This is a genomic window from Pseudomonas flavocrustae (assembly GCF_029872515.1).
GTDB classification, from domain to species: domain Bacteria; phylum Pseudomonadota; class Gammaproteobacteria; order Pseudomonadales; family Pseudomonadaceae; genus Chryseomonas; species Chryseomonas aestiva.
The window spans coordinates 821,030-836,740 of record NZ_JAPDIQ010000001.1; the positions used below are offsets into that span (position 1 = coordinate 821,030).

Sequence of the window (15,711 nt, forward strand, 5' to 3'; positions counted from 1 at the left end):
AGGGGCCTCTGCATGCCCCGCAAAAGGAGACGTTCGCTATGAGCCTGTTGAAAAAATGGTTCCAAGGACCGCAAGACATTTCTGAAGCCGAGGCTATCGAGGATTACGCGGTAGGGCGGGTACCCAGCCGCTACCGCTGGCCGATCCCGGCCATCATCCTGGTGCTGCTGGGCAATTCCACCGCAATGTTCTGGTTCAGTTTGGGCGCTGACATGAGTTTCCAGGTGGGCTGGCCGGGCATGCTCTGGCCCATTCTCTATATGGTGGTTCTGGCTACGGTGATCGGTGCCTGCGTGATGAAGATCGCCGCCAAGGAAGGTTTGTCGCTGAGTCTGCTCACACGAGGGCTGGGTTTTGGCTACATGGGTTCGGCGTTCACCTCGCTCATCTACGCGGTGAACTTCATCTTCTATTTCCTGTTTGAAGGCACCATCGTTTCCCACGCAATTGCCCATTACGCCGGCATCGAGGTGGGATCCCTGAGCGGGGTGGCGATCTTTGCTGGTATCGGTGCGGTAACCATCTGGTTTGCCTGGAAGGGTATGTCGTCGATGCAGTTCCTGCAGACCTGGGGCGTGCCGATCTTCATCGGGCTGTTCGCCTTTTGCCTGTATCAGCTCCACCAAAATTATGAGGTGGTGGGGCCGAGCGGATGGTTGCCTCGCGAGGCGGGCAGCGCCAGTGCCCTGTGGGTGGTGATGAACATGGCCAATGGGCAGATCGTCTTCCAGGGGTTGCTGGGAACTGACTACGGACGCTTCGCCAAACCCGATATCAGTCATAGGGGGACTGCAACCATCATGCTTGGCATGCTGGTACCCATCGTTGCGGTCATGCTGTGCGGTGCCTTGCTGGCCTATACCCTCATGCCGCACATAGCCAAGGGGGATGCATTCGCCCTGGCCATGGATCCGGGCTTTGTCTTTCCCACCGTGATCGCTGCCATTGGCGTGCTCTTCACCGTGATAACCCAGATCCGGATCAATGTGATGAATCTCTATTCGGGTTCGATCGCGCTGTCCAACACCATGGATATGGCGCTCGACTATCGACCCGGTCGGCAGTGGTGGATGCTCACGGTCTGGGCCCTGGGGGTATTGTTCTATCTGTGCAACATTCTTCAGTACACCGGCACCTTTCTAGCCATCACCGGCATCCTCACCAATACCTGGGTGTTCATCATCCTCGCCGATTACTTCATTTGCCGCCGAGTGTTCAAATTGGCGCCGAGCGATTTCGTCGAATTTCGCCGGGAGCACCTTCGCCGATGGAATCCGTGCGGTGTAGGCAGCTTGTTGATCGCGGTGGCCATAGGGGCAGCGGGCATCCTGGGCCTGTACCCCATGTATTACGCCTCGTTCATCGCCATGCTTGTCGGTCCGGTACTGCATGTGGCGTTCAGCCTGGCGAGTCGTGGTCGCTATTACTTCTCGGACTTTCCCGCCGATACCCCTACTTCCTGGCGCCCCGCGGCACGCTACGAAGGCCCGCGTCCTGCAATCCGTGCGCCCGGAGTCTGAACCATGACGACCCTGAAGATCGCTACCATCCAATTCGAGCCCACTCAGTTCGACCACCACGGCAACCTGCAGCGACTCGAATCTCTGGTCCGCGAAGCTGCCTTTGCCGGCGCACGCCTGATCGTCACTCCGGAAATGGCTACCACCGGCTATTGCTGGGCCAGCCGCGAAGAGGTGTCTCCCTATGTCGAGCCTGTGCCGGGTCCGACCGTAGAGCGATTCGCCGAGATGGCACGCGAGCACCAGTGCTACGTAGTCATCGGGATGCCTGAGGTCGATCCGCTCGATGAGCTCTACTACAACTCAGCCGTCCTCATCGGCCCGGACGGTTTGATCGGCGTTCACCGTAAAAGCCACCCCTACATCTCAGAGCCGCGCTGGGCGGCGGCAGGGGATGGGCATAGCGTTTTCGATACGCCCATCGGCCGCATCGCGCTTTTGATTTGCATGGACATCCACTTCATCGAAACCGCGCGCCTTGCCGGGGTCGCCGGCGCGGAAGTGATCTGCCATCTAAGCAACTGGTTGGCCGAACGTACGCCAGCGCCTTACTGGATCAATAGGGCTTATGAAAACGGGTGTTACCTGATCGAAAGCAATCGCTGGGGGCTGGAGCGAGGGGTGCAGTTCAGCGGCGGGAGTTGTGTGATTGATCCGGAAGGGAATGTCCAGGCAATGCTGGACAGCGGCGACGGTATCCTGCTGGCCGATCTTGATCTACAGCTTGCCCGTCAGACGCAGGCTGAACGCCTGGCCCTGCGCCGTCCGGAGCAATACAAGATCCTCGCCATGCACAGCTATGCGTGGAATCCCCTGGCATTCTTTGGCCTGTACGGCTTACAGAGCCTGCCGCCGGGCAAGGCTTCGCTAATCGCAATCTGCCGGCTGAAAGTGGGCAACGACGTGAACGGTAATCTGGTGGCGCTGGAAGTCCTTGCCCGTCAGGCGCGGGAGGAGGGTGCCGAGTTGCTGGTGTGCCCGGAGTTGGCTCTCACAGGCCCAGGCGTAGCCAGGGCCCTGAGTTTGGCCAGCGCACCAGTCAAGGCGCTTATGCGGCTTGCCGCTCAGCTGCGACTGCACCTGGTCGTGGGCTTCGCCGAGCAGGCTCAGGAAGGTTGCTACAACAGCGCCCTGTTGCTCGGACCCGAAGGTTTGGTGGGGGTGTATCGCAAGCAGCATCTGAGCAGTACCGACCGGACCTGGGCCCGTGCGGGCGACAGCTGGGCCTGTTTCGATCTTCCATTCGGTCGCCTTGGGCTGCTGATAGGGGAAGATTGCCTGGTGCCAGAAGCTGCCCGGGTGTTGGCCTTGCAGGGCTGTGATCTGATCGGTTGCCCAGCGCTGCTGGCAAGTCCCTCTGCCGGCAGCCACCTTGGCACCGACGTACGCCATCCAGGTGCCATTCCCACAGGCGCAGATCTCTATCATTGGCACCTGGCGCGCGTGCGAGCTGGCGAGAACAACCTCTACCTGGCTTTTGCCAACGATGGGAATGGCCTGCCTAGCGGAGTGTTCGGCCCTGACACCTTCGCCTTTCCTCGCCAGGAAAGGCTGCTGACCGACGAGGAGGGCGTAGTGGTGGCACCAGTAAGCACGGCCAATCTGGCCAGCGATTACCCCACCAGTACCGTACGCGCCAAGGATCTGGTGCGAATGCGGTTGCCGCAGCACTATCGACCGCTGCTGGCATCAAACCGTGTCGCTCCAGGCGGCGAGTCGACCCGCTAGTCTCCAGCGGTGCCTGGGTTGTCCTGCCAAGACACCTGGGCACTGCTGTTGGAGGTGCCATCTCGTTGCCACCGGACCTCGCGCACCTGTCGCACGGCCTCGGGTCGTTTACCACCTGACCTGCGAGGCTCAGAGCGGATCTGGTTACTCAGCCAAGCCGTCAGCCCATAGCGTTACGTCCCGGGTGTCTTGCAGGCGCTTTTCAGTGCTGTCGCCTACCTTGAAGTGTGCCCCGCCATGCGAGAGCAGCGGTGACTCCTATCGCCCACGAAAAAGGACTGAACCCGATGCGTTACCTGGTCAACAAGTCTCGTCTTCGCTCCGCCTCAGGTTTGCTTGTCGCCTTGGTGTGCCTCTCCCGTGCCACGGCCTTCGCCGCCACCTCGCCGGCAACCGATATCCCCGCTCGGCAAGAGGTGCTGACCTTCACCTCGCTGACGCTGAGCGATCAGCAATTCCTGACGGGGGACAAGGGCGGCACCGAGGTGCTGCTCGGTGGCGTGCTGTCGCTGCCGCCAGGCGCGGGCAAAGTGCCGGTGGTCATTCTCCAGCATGGCTCGGGCGGGGTGGGTGCCAACATCACCTACTGGCAGCGGCAGTTCAATCAGGTCGGCATCGCTACCTTCGCCGTGGATGGCTTCTCGGGCCGGGGCATCACCAGCACCGCCACCGATCAGGCCCAGCTGGGACGGCTCAATTTCGTCCTGGATGACTATCGCGCCGGCGCCCTGCTCGCGCGGCACGCGCGGATCGATCCGGGCAAGATCCTGCTCATGGGCTTTTCCCGCGGCGGACAGGCTTCGCTCTACGCCGCCCTGGAGCGCTTCGACAAGCGCTGGAAAAGCCAGGATTTCCAGTTCGCCGGCTACCTGTCGTTCTACCCCGACTGCTCGATCACCTTTCGCGAGCAGGACCAGGTCGTCGCCAAGCCGCTGCGGGTCTACCACGGCCTGGCCGACAACTACGATCCCTATTCCCGCTGCGAGGGCTATTTCGCGACGCTCAAGCAGCAGGGGGCCGACCTCGGGGTGCATACCTATCCCCATGCCGAGCATGGCTTCGACAGCCCCTATGCCTGGAGTCCGGTGGTGGTCGCGAAGGGCAGCCAGACCGTGCGTGACTGCCGGATCGCCGAGAACGCCAGGGGCGAGTTGATCAACCAGCAGACCGGCAAGGTCTTTTCCTACCGGGACAGCTGCGTCGTGCTGGGTCCCAGGGTCGGGCCTGATGCGGAGGCGACCCGCCAGGCCACCCGGGATGTGTTGGAGGCGGTCAAGGCCATCGTGAAATAGGCCTGACGCGGCCATCGGCCCTGGCGGAGGAGGGCGCGGGACCGTATCGGGACTCGCGCGAAGCGCCTGACGGGACCGGCATCGATCCAGGCGGCGGGTCAGGCCCGCTGGTCGAAAAAGCGGCCAATATCCCGGTGTAGAGCGTTCGGGTACGAGCGAGACGGCACTTTTACAAGATGTGTCTAGTCGTAACTCAGGCCTCGCCCGGCCACTGAATCGGCCCCGCGCCTCCTCCATGCTCCGCTCCGAGACGACTCCTGATGAATACTGCGAACTGGGCTTATATCCTTATCGTCGTTGCCGGATTCCTGCAGGCTGCCGGTGCGGCCATGAACGGCTCGCTCAACAAGGCGCTGGTCAATCCCTGGCTGGCGACCTCGGTGTCCTTCGTGATGGTCACCTTCGTCGCGATCGGGCTGTTCATCTGCATGCCCAGGCCGCTGCCCTCGGTGAGCCAGCTCGGCGACATGCCCTGGTGGGCGCCCCTGGGTGGCATCGCCGGCGCGGTGGCGGTATTCGCCGGTCTGCTGTTCATCCAGCGCCTCGGCGCGGCGCCGGTGAACGGCGTCACCATCACCGCCAACCTCATCGCCAGCCTGGCCATCGATCACTTCGGCCTGTTTTCCATGGAACAGCATGCGGTCAATGGCTGGCGGCTGCTGGGCGCGCTCCTGATGATTGCCGGGGTCGTCCTGATCGCGCGGTTCTGAAGCGGCACCCCGCTAGTCGCCGGCACGCGGCGGTCCCCTTGTCCCCGGGACGGCTGTCGTCATCGCGTCCGGACGGTGACGACAGCGCGGAGACCGCCAAGGCGCCTCCAGACGCGCTGGGATCAGCCTAGCCGTCAGCCCTTTCCAGCCAGGCGCGGGCGATCTCTTCGCGGGTCGCGAACCACACCCCCTCGGACTGCCTGGCGTATTCGATGAATCTCTTGATCGCCCGGACCCGGCCGGGGCGGCCGACCATGCGCGGGTGCAGGCCGATCGACATCATGCGTGGTCCGGTCGCGGAGTCCTCGTAGAGGACCTCGAAGCTTTCCTTCATGTATTCGAAGAAGTCCGAGGCCTGGGACAGGCCGGGCGAGTTCCAGTAGCGGAAGTCGTTGACGTCGGCGGTGTAGGGCACGACGAGATGGCGCCTGCCCTCGACCTCGATGAAATAGGGAACGTCGTCGTTGTAGGCGTCGGAGTCGTAGAGGAAGCCGCCTTCCTCGGCCACCAGCCGGCGGGTGTGGATGCTGGCGCCATAGCGGCAATACCAGCCGACCGGCCGCTTGCCACAGGTGCGTTCGAAGGATTCGACGGCGAGGCGGATGTGCTCGCGCTCTTCTTCTTCGCTCAGGCGAAAGACTTCTTCCCAGCGATAACCATGGCTGCAGATCTCGTGGCCACCGGCGACGGCCGCCTTGGCGACCTCGGGATTCTGTTCGAAGGCCACCGCACAGGCATGGAAGGTCGCGCGCACCGCCTGTTCGTCGAGGATATCGAGGATCCGCCAGATGCCGACGCGGGAGCCGTATTCATACATGGATTCCATCGCCAGATTGCGGGTGCCGGCGGGGATGGCGTAGCTGCCCCATTCGGTCATCGACTCCTGGTCCGGATCGCCCATGGCGAGCGAGCGCTCGGAGCCTTCCTCGTAGTTGATCACCAGGCTGATGGCCAGACGGGCGCCGTTGGGCCAGGTACCTTGCGGGCGTTGTCTTCCATAACCCACTAAATCGCGTGCAGGTGACAGCATCGGGGTCTACTCCTGAAGTGCTAGTTGTGAACTACAAGGTGAGCGCAGGGGCTCAGCAGTCGATGTCCTTCAGTCGTTCATGATCGAAGGTGCCATCGGTATCGCCCTGGCTGAAGGCGAGCCCCATGGCCAGGGTCTGGGCGATGCAGAAGGAGGCGGTGAGGGAGCGAAAGCCGAGCAGCTCCGCATCGTTGACCTCTATGACCGTCTCCGCCATTTTGCCGATCGGGCTCAGCACGGTGTCGGTGATGGCCACCAGCGTCACACCCGCCTCGCGCGCCTGCCGGCAGGCCTCGACGGTATCCCTGGCGTAGGGCGGAAAACTCACGGCGATCAGCAGATCGTCATGGGCGATGGCGCTGACCTGTTCCGGCAGGGTGCCGCCACCGCCGCTGATCTGTACGGCGCGGCGGCCCACCCGGCTCAGGGCGTAGCTCAGGTAGGCGGCCACCGGGAAGGCCCGGCGCAGGCCGATGACGAAGGTGGTGCGCGCGACCTGCAGGTGGGCGATGGCGGCTTCGATGTTGGCCTGCTGGTCGCCTTCCGCCAGGTGTTCCAGGGACACGATATTGGCCTGGCTGAATTCCCGCAGGATGGCGCCGACGTCGCTGGGATCGTCCAGCAGCTTTTCCCCGCCGTAATGCCGGATGCGCTCGCTGTGGGTATCGGCGGCCTGTTGCAGCGGCGCGCGAAACAGCCGCTGCAGATCTTTGAAGCCGGCGAAGCCCAGCGCCTGGGCCAGGCGGATGTAAGCCGTCGGGGCGATGTTGGAGCGCCGGCCCAGCTCGGCGACCGTGCTGAGGGCGATCTCGTGCGGATTGTCGATGAGGAAGCGGGCCGCGTCGCGCAGCCGCTCCGACAGGTGCTCGTGCTGGGCGGCTAGGCAGTCGCGCAGCTCCGCAAGGGTTTCCGGTAAGGCCATGAAAAACGCTCGGCAGAGGGAAGGGAGAGGCGCCGGTCAGCGCAATTCGGTGATTGCCTGATCCAGCGCGGTGATGAGGCGATCGATCTCTTCGAGCGTGTTGTAGTGCGCCAGGGACACCCGCACCACCCCACCCAGGGGCGCCAGGCCAAGGGCCTCGATCAGGCGCCGCGCATAGAAGTCGCCGAAGCGGATGCCGATGCGCTGCTCGTCGACCTTGAGCACCACGGCTTCCGAGCGCACCCCTTCCACCACGAAGCTGATGGTGGGTACGCGCGCCTGGACGCCGGTCTTGCCGATGACCCGAACCCTGGGGCGCTGGCGCAGAAAGCCCAGCAGTCGCTCGGCCAGGGCATCTTCCTGGATCTCGAAGGCGTCGAATGCTGCCTGCATCCGCTCGCGCTCGCTACCCTGGACGCCCAGTCGGTCGCCGATGTCGAGCAGATAATCGGAGATGCCGATGCAGCCGAAGGACAGCTCGTAGTTGACGTTGCCGGGCTGCAGTTTGTAGGGCACCACGTCCTGGCCGATGAAGAAGTGGTTGAGGCTGGGAAATTCCAGCAGCAGGTCGCGACGGCCCCAGAGCACGGCGAAGTGGGGGCCGAAGGTCTTGTAGAAGCTGTAGACATAGAAGTCGGCGCCGCTGGCCTGCACATCGACCAGCCGGTGCGGCGCATAGGCCACCGCGTCCACGCACAGCTGCGCGCCCACCGCATGGACGCGACGGGCGATCTCGGCGACGGGATTGATCGAGCCGAGGATGTTGGAGGCGTGGGTCACGGCCACATAGCGGGTCTTGTCGCCGAGCAGCGCCTGCAGGTCGTCCAGTTCCAGTTCGAGGCTGTCGGGATCGACCTGCCAGACGCGCAGGGTGGCGCCGCGGTCTTCGCAGAGCCGGACCCAGGGGCCGATGTTGGCTTCGTGGTCGCAGTTGGTGACGATGATTTCATCACCGGGCGCGATCGAGGGTGCGATGGCGCGGCAGAGTATCTGCAGCAGGTGGGTGGTCGAGCCGCCCATGATGACTTCGTCGGGATGGGCCGCGTTGATCAGCTGCATGACCGAACGACGCGCCTGCATCACGCGCTCGCCGGCCGCGACCGAGGGCGGGTAGGAGGCGCCCAGCTGGACGCTGCTGTTGAGCAGATAGTCGGCCACCCGCTCGGCGACCCCTTGCAACACCAGGGAACCGCCGGCGTTGTCCATGAAGACGTAGTCGTCGGCCAGACCGGGAAACTGCTTGCGAACGTATGCGATATCGAGGGAATTCACGCGACTCTCTCCAGCCAGGATCAGTGGTGCAGGATGGCCTGCAGGAAGGCCCGGGTGCGGGGTTCCTGAGGGGCGGTAAAGAAGGGTTCCGGGGTGTTCTGTTCGACGATGCGACCGCTTTCCATGAAGATCACCCGATCGGCGACGCGCCGGGCGAAGCCCATCTCATGGGTCACCACGACCATGGTGACGCCGGAGCGGGCCAGGTTCTGCATGACGTCGAGCACCTCGCCGACCATCTCCGGGTCCAGCGCCGAGGTGGGCTCGTCGAAGAGGATGGCGCGGGGCTCCATGGCCATGGTGCGGGCGATGGCGACCCGTTGCTGCTGGCCACCGGACAACTGGCTCGGGTACTTGTGGGCGTGATCGCCCATGCCGACCTTGACCAGCAGATCCCGCGCGCGGGCATGGACCTCGCGCCGGTGCAGGCCGCGCACCCGGATCGGCGCCAGCGACACGTTGTCGAGGACGCTCAGGTGCGGATAGAGGTTGAAGCTCTGGAAGACCATGCCCACTTCGCTGCGGATACCGGCGAGGCGGGGTCCGTTCTCGACCCGTTCGCCCGCCACGCGGATATGGCCCTGCTGGTAGTTTTCCAGCAGGTTGATGCAGCGGATCAGCGTCGACTTGCCGGAGCCGGACGGGCCGAGGATGACCACCACCTCGCCTTCCTCGACCTGCAGGTTGATGTCGCTCAGCGCCTGGAAATTGCCGTAGTACTTGTCGAGGTGTTCGATGTCGATCAGGGTGCTCATGCGGTCTTGCCTCCCACGCCATTGCGTCTTTCGACCCAGCTGACCAGTTGCACCATGGGCAACAGCAGCAGCAGATAGAGCAGGGCGGCGCCCACCAGCGGGGTCGGGTTGGCCGCCAGGGCCTGGGCCTGGGTCGCCTGCTTGAGCAGGTCGGGCATCGCCACCACCGAGGCGAGGGCGGTGTCCTTCATGACGTTGATGCAGTTGCTGGTCATGGGCGGCAGCACGATGCGGATCGCCTGGGGCAACACGACGTCGCGCATGGTGTTGAAGAAGCTCATGCCCTGGGCGGCCGACGCCTCGAACTGACCGCGGGGAATGGCTTCGATGCCCGAGCGAAAGATCTCGGCGCTGTAGGCGCAGGACACGAGGGAAAGCGCGCTGGCCGCTGCCGCGAAGGAAGACAGGCGGATCCCGACGAAGGGCAGCGCGTAATAGATCAGGACCAGCAGGACCAGCAGCGGGATGGACCTCATGATGTCGATGTAGATCCGCGCCAGCAGCCGCACCGGCGCGTAGGAATACAGACGCAGCAGGGCCAGCAACAGCCCGCCGACCAGACCCAGGACGATACTCACGAGGCCCAGCAGAACGGTCACGCCCAGGCCCCGGATCATCAGGGGCAGCGATTCGACCAGCACGTTCCAGTTGAAGAAGGTTTGCAGAAGATCCATGGGATACCTCGGTCACGGCCCAGGGCGAACGAACCTCGCCCCGGGCCTGCAGCAGCGGCAGGGCTTACTTGGGCGCGGCGGAGACCTTCAGGGTGCTCGACTCCTTGGCGGCCTCGGTACCGAACCACTGTTTGTGGATGGCGCCCAGGGTGCCGTCTTCCTTCATCTTGCTGATGATGTCGTTGACCTGGTCGCTCATGGGCCAGCCCTTGGCGTGCATCAGCGAATAGCGTTCACCCGTGGGAATGCGGGCGACGATGGTGAATTGCGGCTTGTCCTTGATGTAGTAGAGGACGGCGGGGATATCGCTCAGGTAGCCATCGATGCGCCCGGAGCCCAGGTCCAGCATGGCCGGTGACAGCCCCTCGTAGCGCGAGACGTCGGCGAACCTGTACTCGTTCTGGTGCTGGCCGATCCACATGTCGCCGGTGGAGCCGGTATCGACACCGACGACCTTGCCCTTCATGTCCTCGAGGCTCTTCACCTTGGATTTGGTCAGGGCGGTAAGCGACTGGTCGCTGTCGAAGTAGGGTTGAGCGAAGGCGACCGATTCCAGGCGCTTGGGCGTGATGGTGATGGACGAGATCGCGATGTCGACGCGTTTCGACTGCACCGCGCTGAACAGCCCGTTGAAGGGGATGTTGACGAAATCCACGCTCTTGCCGGCCCGCTTCGCCACTTCCTTCACCACATCGACTTCGAAGCCGACGAAGTCACCCTTGGCGTCCTGAAACTCCCAGGGCACGTTGCCGACGTTGGCCCCCACCGTCCAGTCGGCTGACCAGGCGGGCAGGGCTACTGCGGCGGTCATGAGCAAGCCCAACGCTATCTTCGCTTTCATCTTCACTCCCTATTTTCCGGTGCTGTCAGTGGCTTTTCCTTACAACGTCGAATCGAGAGTAAGGCAGTGAATTATTTTATTCAATGGTAAATTTTATTGGATTTTTTGCTCCAAAATCGTGCGGAGAATTGCCGCGGAAGCCGCCTTGGCAGGGTTGCGGACGGGGCTGCTGAGCGGGGACGCCGGGGAAAGGTTGGCGCCAGACGCCTTGGGCCCGCGCGGCAGTCCGTGCCTGAAAATGAGGCACGGGGCCTTCGGCTCAGGGCCGCGCCGGGGCGCTGGGCATGCCGTCCGGCGGCTGGGCTTTGCGGCGGCGGATAGAAGGCGCAACCCGCTGGTCCGCAGGGCCACCAGGTAGCTGACGAAGCCCGGGAGCGGCCAGGTCCTTCCGCGACAACGGCTGGATCGTCTACCCGGGACGGCCGGGAAAATGCGCGGGTTTCCCCTATGTCCTTGTTGCGACTACAGTTGTCTGACTAATCCAACAAGGCCAACAAGGAAAGTCCGATGTCCGCTCCGTTCTTGCGCACCACCCTCGCTGCCGTTCTCACCTGCTGTATCGCCCTGCCCGCCAGCGCCGCGCTCGACGCGCGCATCCAGACCGCCGCGGAACAGGCCAAGGCGCCGACGCTCACGTTGCTGGAGCAACTGGTGAACATCGACTCGGGGTCCGGCTACGCGCCCGGCCTGACCGAAGTGGGCAAGCTCGTCAGCGCGGAATTGCAGAAACTCGGCGCCACGGTGCAAGAGGTGCCCAACACCGCACCGGACCAGAGCCGGCACCTGGTCGCCACGCTCAAGGGCAGCGGCAAGGCGAAGGTTCTCCTGCTGGCGCACATGGACACGGTGTTCAAGGAGGGCACGGCCAAGGCCCGGCCGTATCGCACCGATGAAAAGCGCGCCTATGGTCCGGGCGTGTCCGACGACAAGGGCGGCATCGTGGTCGCCCTGGCGGCGCTGGAGATTCTCAAGAAGCTCGACTTCAAGGACTACGGGCAGATCACCCTGTTGCTGGACGCCAGCGAGGAAACCGGCTCCCAGGCCGCCACCGAGCTGATCGCCAGCACCGCCAAGCAGCATGATGTGACGCTGAATCTGGAGCCGGGCCGGCCGGCCGATGGCCTGGTGGTGTGGCGCAAGGGCAGCGCCACCGCCGTGGTGGAGGTCAAGGGCAAGGCGTCCCATGCCGGCGTGTCTCCGGAGCTGGGGCGCAACGCCGCCACCGAAGTCGCGCACCAGGTGCTGCAGCTGAGCGACCTGGGCGATGCGGAGAAGAAGACCTCGGTCAACTTCACCGTGATCGAGGCGGGCGAGCGCATCAACGTGATCCCCGATCACGCCGTCGCCAAGGCCGACGTCCGCGCCGCGTTGCCCGAGGAATTCGACCGGGTGGAAAAGGACCTGGCGCGGATCTCTGCCAACAAGCAGATCCCCGACACCGAGGTGACCACGCGGCTGGAGCGTGGCCTGCCGCCGATGCCGCAGACCGCGGCGAGCGATCGGCTGCTGGCCATGGCCCAGGGCATCTATGGCGAGCTGGGCCGCACCCTGACCGTCGAAGGCAGCGGTGGCGCCGCGGATGCCAGCATCGCCGCTGGTGCCGGCGTGCCCACCCTGGACGGCTTCGGCATCGTCGGCGGCAAGCTGCACACGCCCGAGGAATACGTGGAACTGGACAGCGTGACGCCGCGCATCTATCTGCTCACGCGGATGCTGGTGGAGCTGTCCAAGGGGCAGTAACTGCCGAAGCGGCTCAGGACCCCTGGGTGCTGCCGGTCAGCGCCCGGGGCTTGCGATCAGGGCGCGCAGTTGCCCGCCTTGGTGAAGCCCGCCGCCTTCGCCTCGGCTTCGGAGGCGAACTTGACCTGGTTCTTCGGCGCCACCTGGGCGTAGCTCGGGCAGCCTTGCGGCAGGTGATAGACGTGACTGTTGCGGTTGCCGATGATCGCGCCCTGGCCGGCCGCGGCGGGGCTATCGGTCTTGGCCGGTGCTGAGGGCGCTGACGGCGCTGGCTTGGCTACCGGCAGGGGGCTGACGATGCCGTCGCCAACCGGCTGGTAGCCCAGCGTCCAGTGCCGCTCGCCGGACACGAAGGGGTTGCCGTGGCCCATCACCGCGGCGATGCGGCTGTCCCGTTCGCGCTCCCAGGCGGTGACAGGTTGCTGCTTGTCCCAGGCCATCAGCAGTTGTTGCTGCTGGCGCGACATGTTCAGGCCGTAGCGATCGAACATATAGAAGGTGACCCGGGCGACCAGGCCCTTGACCTCGTCGCGCGGTTCGGCGGCGCGTTCCTGGAAGTCGACCTTGGTCGTGCACCGGCCGTATTGCGGCTGCACGCCCTGGGCCATGCCGTAGTTGAAATTGGCCCGGTCACCATTCACCTCGCCCACGGCGGGGTAGAGGTTGAAGAGGTCGGCCTCCATGGCGCGGAACACCGGGTCATCCGCCACGCAGTGTTCCCGTCCGCCGTTCTGCCAGCACTGGCGCTGATGACCGAAGGTCCAGGCCGGCACGATGTGCTCCCACTCGGTGCGTTCGCCGCGGTTTTCCTGCTTGCGCGCCTGGAAGCCGCAGGAGGCGGCATCGAGCCGTCCCCCGGACTTGCCGACCCACTCCCACTTGCAGCCGCAATAGAGGTCGCCCTGGGCGCTGGTGTTCTGATCGAAATAGACTTTTTGTCTGGCGATTACCTTGGCCTCGACAAAGGTATCGGGCGCTGCGGCGAGCGCGGAGGAGGCCACCAGTGTGGCCAGGAGGAGCGAAAGCAAAAGGCGCATGTATCTTCACAGCTCGATTAGGGCGCCGAATTGTATAGCTTTTGCCTCGCTGATAGCGGGTGCAGGGTGCGGAAGTCTCGGGGCAGACGCTCTAGCTCGGGGGCTGGACAACCTCAGGTCGAAACTCACCTTTCAGCAACAATGAGATCCGCTAAGAATTGTGAACCAAATCTCAAAAACTTGTCTGATGACGCAGTCTGCACTTCTGTCCGGAGTTTTCTATGAATGGCCCCACCCCCTGCTGTGATCTGGGCGGTATGAGCACCTTGGTGCTGGAAGATGAGCTGGCCGAGCGCAAGACGCGGCTGGCCGAGGCCCAGGCCGATGTTCAGCGCCAGTTCCTGTCCTATGCGGACGACCACGCCTGCATCGCCGTGCTGGAGCGGGCACTGGCCAAGGCCTATCGGTTCTTCTAGCGGTCCGCCCGCCGATCCGTTGCGTTCTCTACCCGCCCGATATCCTTGGGTTCCGGGGGCAGAAGAGGACGATGCAGAAGGCCTCTCGGCTAGCGCGACGGTGGCCGCCGCGCTTCGGTACCGGGTCGAACAACGCCTCAATTCTGGTTGTAGCAGCCATTGCCAGACACCAGATAGTCCAGCTCATGCTCTAGGCCGGCGTGATCCAGATAGTCGAGGCGGGCCGGCACGATCCCGCACTGGGCGTCCAGGTCGGTCTGGCTGACGACCTTGGCGACGTCGAGCGGGACGAAGAAACCGGGCTGGTCATGGATCAGGGCGGGATGGTCGGGAGCGGCCAGGGCGGAGCCGGTGGCGAGCAGACCGAAAAGACCGAGCAGGAGCGCTTTCATGGAGAGTCCTCTTGAAGGGGTGGGTAGCGAGTCGCTGACCGGGCCACTTTAGGAGGACAGGGGGGACGCCAGGCTGACCGGGTGATGACAAATCGGTCATGGAGGTTGTCGCCTGGCCGCACGGCCGGCCGTGATATTCGCGCGGCCCCTGCGTGCGCGCACCGCTCACACAGAGCAGTCCAGCGCCTTGCCCGGCACCTGGCGGCGTCCCCAGGACAGCATGACGAGCACCAGGACGCAGCCGATCAGGATGGCGCCCGCCGACAGCACGAAGAGACTGCGCCGGTCGTTGCCTTCGATGAGCAGACTCAGCAGGGTCGGCGCCGCGGCGGCCGAGGCGACCTGCACCACGCCGACCAGCTTGGTCAGGCGCCCGCTCGGATCATGGGTCACGACCGAGGACATGTAGTAGGACAACGCCAGGTTCCAGCCGAAGTTCATCAGGAACACCGCGAGCATGAGATCCGCCGCCGTGTGGATGCGCGTGGCCAGCAGATAGATGGCGCCGAGCACGGCCAGGGAGCCGGTGAGGATCATCGGCACGCGGCCCAGATGGCGCCCGGCCACGCTGGGCAGGGCCGCACCGGGCAAGCCGCCGAGCAGGCCGATGCTGATCGCCCAGCCGATGTCCACCGGTGCCACCCCGGCGTCGCGGGCGATGCCTTCGACGAAGCCCCACAGCGAGTAGATCGACAGCTGCAGGAACAGCATGCCGAGCAGCGAGCAGACGCCGATCACCGTCAGCCCGGACCGCAGCGGTGCGGGGGAGACCTGTCGCTCTTCCGGGCTCTGCCTGGCCGGCAGGCAGAGACTCAGCAGACAGACCAGGGCGAACCAGGCGGCCAGGTAGTAGATCGCCCCCGCGAAACCCTGCCACTCGGCGATCATCGGCATGAGCACCGCGCTGCTGGCGAACAGGGCGGTCTGCACGAACAGCAGGATGCCGAAGGACCTGTCCTGGCCCGGCATGCTGCCCAGCCAGTAGATGGCATAGGAGTAGAGCACCCCCGAGCAGATTCCCGAGAGGCCGCGCAAGGCCAGTAGCGGATCGAGGGCGGTGACGCTGGCGGTCGCGGCGTTGGCGAACAGCAGCAGCAGGGCCGTGCTGAGGGCCAGGGTGCGCGGCCCCAGGAAGCGGATCATCGGCAGGTACAGCAGCGTCCCGACGATGGAGCCGCACATCTCGACGGACAGGGTCCAGCTCTGCTGCGCCAGGGTCAGGTCGAGGCGTTCGGTCAGCAGTCCGATGAAGATCGGCTGCACGCCGATGACGAGAATCGAGGCGGCGGCGATGGCGATGCACGCGGTGCGCACCAGGGTTTGCTTGGCGATGGTCATGGTCGTTTACCTGCCGGCTCGGCCACCACGTGGCCTGCCGCTTC

General features: G+C 64.5%; 15 protein-coding genes. 6 read left to right on the forward strand and 9 right to left on the reverse strand.

Features of this window, described 5'->3' with window-relative positions:
- The first annotated feature begins 38 nt into the window (after positions 1-38).
- The 4 genes from OMP44_RS03775 to OMP44_RS03790 all read left to right on the forward strand — a co-directional run bounded on the left by OMP44_RS03775 (position 39) and on the right by OMP44_RS03790 (position 5,250).
- Complete coding sequence (locus tag OMP44_RS03775) at positions 39-1,520, forward strand: purine-cytosine permease family protein (RefSeq protein ID WP_280306530.1); 1,482 nt, start codon at positions 39-41, stop codon at positions 1,518-1,520.
- Positions 1,521-1,523: 3 nt separating this feature from the next.
- Positions 1,524-3,248 (forward strand): nitrilase-related carbon-nitrogen hydrolase, encoded by a 1,725-nt coding sequence (locus OMP44_RS03780; protein WP_280306532.1) that lies wholly within the window; start codon positions 1,524-1,526, stop codon positions 3,246-3,248.
- A 347-nt stretch (positions 3,249-3,595) separates the two neighbouring features.
- Positions 3,596-4,540, forward strand: coding sequence for a dienelactone hydrolase family protein (locus OMP44_RS03785; RefSeq protein ID WP_280306764.1), 945 nt, complete (start codon positions 3,596-3,598; stop codon positions 4,538-4,540).
- Positions 4,541-4,800: 260 nt separating this feature from the next.
- Entirely contained in the window at positions 4,801-5,250 is a 450-nt protein-coding gene (locus OMP44_RS03790; RefSeq protein ID WP_133860994.1) for a DMT family transporter, read from the forward strand.
- A gap of 127 nt (positions 5,251-5,377) precedes the next feature.
- On the opposite strand, the gene OMP44_RS03795 is transcribed toward OMP44_RS03790, so the two are convergent.
- The 6 genes from OMP44_RS03795 to OMP44_RS03820 form a co-directional block, all read right to left on the reverse strand.
- The gene (locus OMP44_RS03795; protein ID WP_280306535.1) at positions 5,378-6,280 is read right to left on the reverse strand and encodes an allantoinase PuuE; all 903 of its coding nucleotides are present in this window, start codon (positions 6,278-6,280) and stop codon (positions 5,378-5,380) included.
- 52 nt (positions 6,281-6,332) lie between these two features.
- The gene (locus OMP44_RS03800; RefSeq protein ID WP_158890436.1) at positions 6,333-7,202 is read right to left on the reverse strand and encodes a MurR/RpiR family transcriptional regulator; all 870 of its coding nucleotides are present in this window, start codon (positions 7,200-7,202) and stop codon (positions 6,333-6,335) included.
- Between the two features lie 36 nt (positions 7,203-7,238).
- Positions 7,239-8,474, reverse strand: a complete 1,236-nt coding sequence (locus OMP44_RS03805; protein ID WP_280306538.1) for a cysteine desulfurase-like protein — start codon at positions 8,472-8,474, stop codon at positions 7,239-7,241.
- Between the two features lie 20 nt (positions 8,475-8,494).
- Entirely contained in the window at positions 8,495-9,229 is a 735-nt protein-coding gene (locus OMP44_RS03810; protein WP_133860990.1) for an amino acid ABC transporter ATP-binding protein, read from the reverse strand.
- Positions 9,226-9,903, reverse strand: coding sequence for an amino acid ABC transporter permease (locus tag OMP44_RS03815; RefSeq protein ID WP_280306540.1), 678 nt, complete (start codon positions 9,901-9,903; stop codon positions 9,226-9,228). The genes OMP44_RS03810 and OMP44_RS03815 overlap by 4 nt, the downstream gene beginning before the upstream one ends.
- Positions 9,904-9,967: 64 nt before the next feature.
- Positions 9,968-10,744, reverse strand: coding sequence for a transporter substrate-binding domain-containing protein (locus OMP44_RS03820; RefSeq protein ID WP_133860988.1), 777 nt, complete (start codon positions 10,742-10,744; stop codon positions 9,968-9,970).
- 507 nt (positions 10,745-11,251) lie between these two features.
- On the opposite strand from OMP44_RS03820, the gene OMP44_RS03825 reads away from it, so the two are divergent.
- Positions 11,252-12,484 carry a glutamate carboxypeptidase gene (locus tag OMP44_RS03825; protein ID WP_280306542.1) on the forward strand — a complete coding sequence of 411 codons (1,233 nt, stop codon included), beginning with the start codon at positions 11,252-11,254 and terminating at the stop codon, positions 12,482-12,484.
- Between the two features lie 56 nt (positions 12,485-12,540).
- Here OMP44_RS03825 and OMP44_RS03830 read toward each other — a convergent pair whose 3' ends face one another.
- Positions 12,541-13,512: an endonuclease gene (locus tag OMP44_RS03830; protein ID WP_280306766.1), complete on the reverse strand. Its 972-nt coding sequence runs from the start codon at positions 13,510-13,512 to the stop codon at positions 12,541-12,543.
- Between the two features lie 230 nt (positions 13,513-13,742).
- Here OMP44_RS03830 and OMP44_RS03835 point away from each other — a divergent pair, with 230 nt between their 5' ends.
- Positions 13,743-13,937: a hypothetical protein gene (locus OMP44_RS03835; protein ID WP_187979588.1), complete on the forward strand. Its 195-nt coding sequence runs from the start codon at positions 13,743-13,745 to the stop codon at positions 13,935-13,937.
- 137 nt (positions 13,938-14,074) lie between these two features.
- Here the strand turns inward: OMP44_RS03835 and OMP44_RS03840 are convergent, their stop codons facing one another.
- Positions 14,075-14,329, reverse strand: a complete 255-nt coding sequence (locus OMP44_RS03840; RefSeq protein WP_187979587.1) for a DUF2790 domain-containing protein — start codon at positions 14,327-14,329, stop codon at positions 14,075-14,077.
- 165 nt (positions 14,330-14,494) lie between these two features.
- The gene (locus tag OMP44_RS03845) at positions 14,495-15,667 is read right to left on the reverse strand and encodes an MFS transporter (protein ID WP_187979586.1); all 1,173 of its coding nucleotides are present in this window, start codon (positions 15,665-15,667) and stop codon (positions 14,495-14,497) included.
- Between the last annotated feature and the right edge of the window lie 44 nt (positions 15,668-15,711).

What these genes read in the sequence shown, in the direction of transcription:
- OMP44_RS03780 (WP_280306532.1), top strand. Translation starts at nt 1,524, where the DNA reads ATGACGACCCTGAAGATCGCTACCATCCAATTCGAGCCCACTCAGTTC.
- OMP44_RS03815 (WP_280306540.1), bottom strand. Translation starts at nt 9,903, where the DNA reads ATGGATCTTCTGCAAACCTTCTTCAACTGGAACGTGCTGGTCGAATCG.
- OMP44_RS03825 (WP_280306542.1), top strand. Translation starts at nt 11,252, where the DNA reads ATGTCCGCTCCGTTCTTGCGCACCACCCTCGCTGCCGTTCTCACCTGC.
- OMP44_RS03795 (WP_280306535.1), bottom strand. Translation starts at nt 6,280, where the DNA reads ATGCTGTCACCTGCACGCGATTTAGTGGGTTATGGAAGACAACGCCCG.
- OMP44_RS03790 (WP_133860994.1), top strand. Translation starts at nt 4,801, where the DNA reads ATGAATACTGCGAACTGGGCTTATATCCTTATCGTCGTTGCCGGATTC.
- OMP44_RS03775 (WP_280306530.1), top strand. Translation starts at nt 39, where the DNA reads ATGAGCCTGTTGAAAAAATGGTTCCAAGGACCGCAAGACATTTCTGAA.
- OMP44_RS03845 (WP_187979586.1), bottom strand. Translation starts at nt 15,667, where the DNA reads ATGACCATCGCCAAGCAAACCCTGGTGCGCACCGCGTGCATCGCCATC.
- OMP44_RS03840 (WP_187979587.1), bottom strand. Translation starts at nt 14,329, where the DNA reads ATGAAAGCGCTCCTGCTCGGTCTTTTCGGTCTGCTCGCCACCGGCTCC.
- OMP44_RS03835 (WP_187979588.1), top strand. Translation starts at nt 13,743, where the DNA reads ATGAATGGCCCCACCCCCTGCTGTGATCTGGGCGGTATGAGCACCTTG.
- OMP44_RS03810 (WP_133860990.1), bottom strand. Translation starts at nt 9,229, where the DNA reads ATGAGCACCCTGATCGACATCGAACACCTCGACAAGTACTACGGCAAT.
- OMP44_RS03800 (WP_158890436.1), bottom strand. Translation starts at nt 7,202, where the DNA reads ATGGCCTTACCGGAAACCCTTGCGGAGCTGCGCGACTGCCTAGCCGCC.
- OMP44_RS03820 (WP_133860988.1), bottom strand. Translation starts at nt 10,744, where the DNA reads ATGAAAGCGAAGATAGCGTTGGGCTTGCTCATGACCGCCGCAGTAGCC.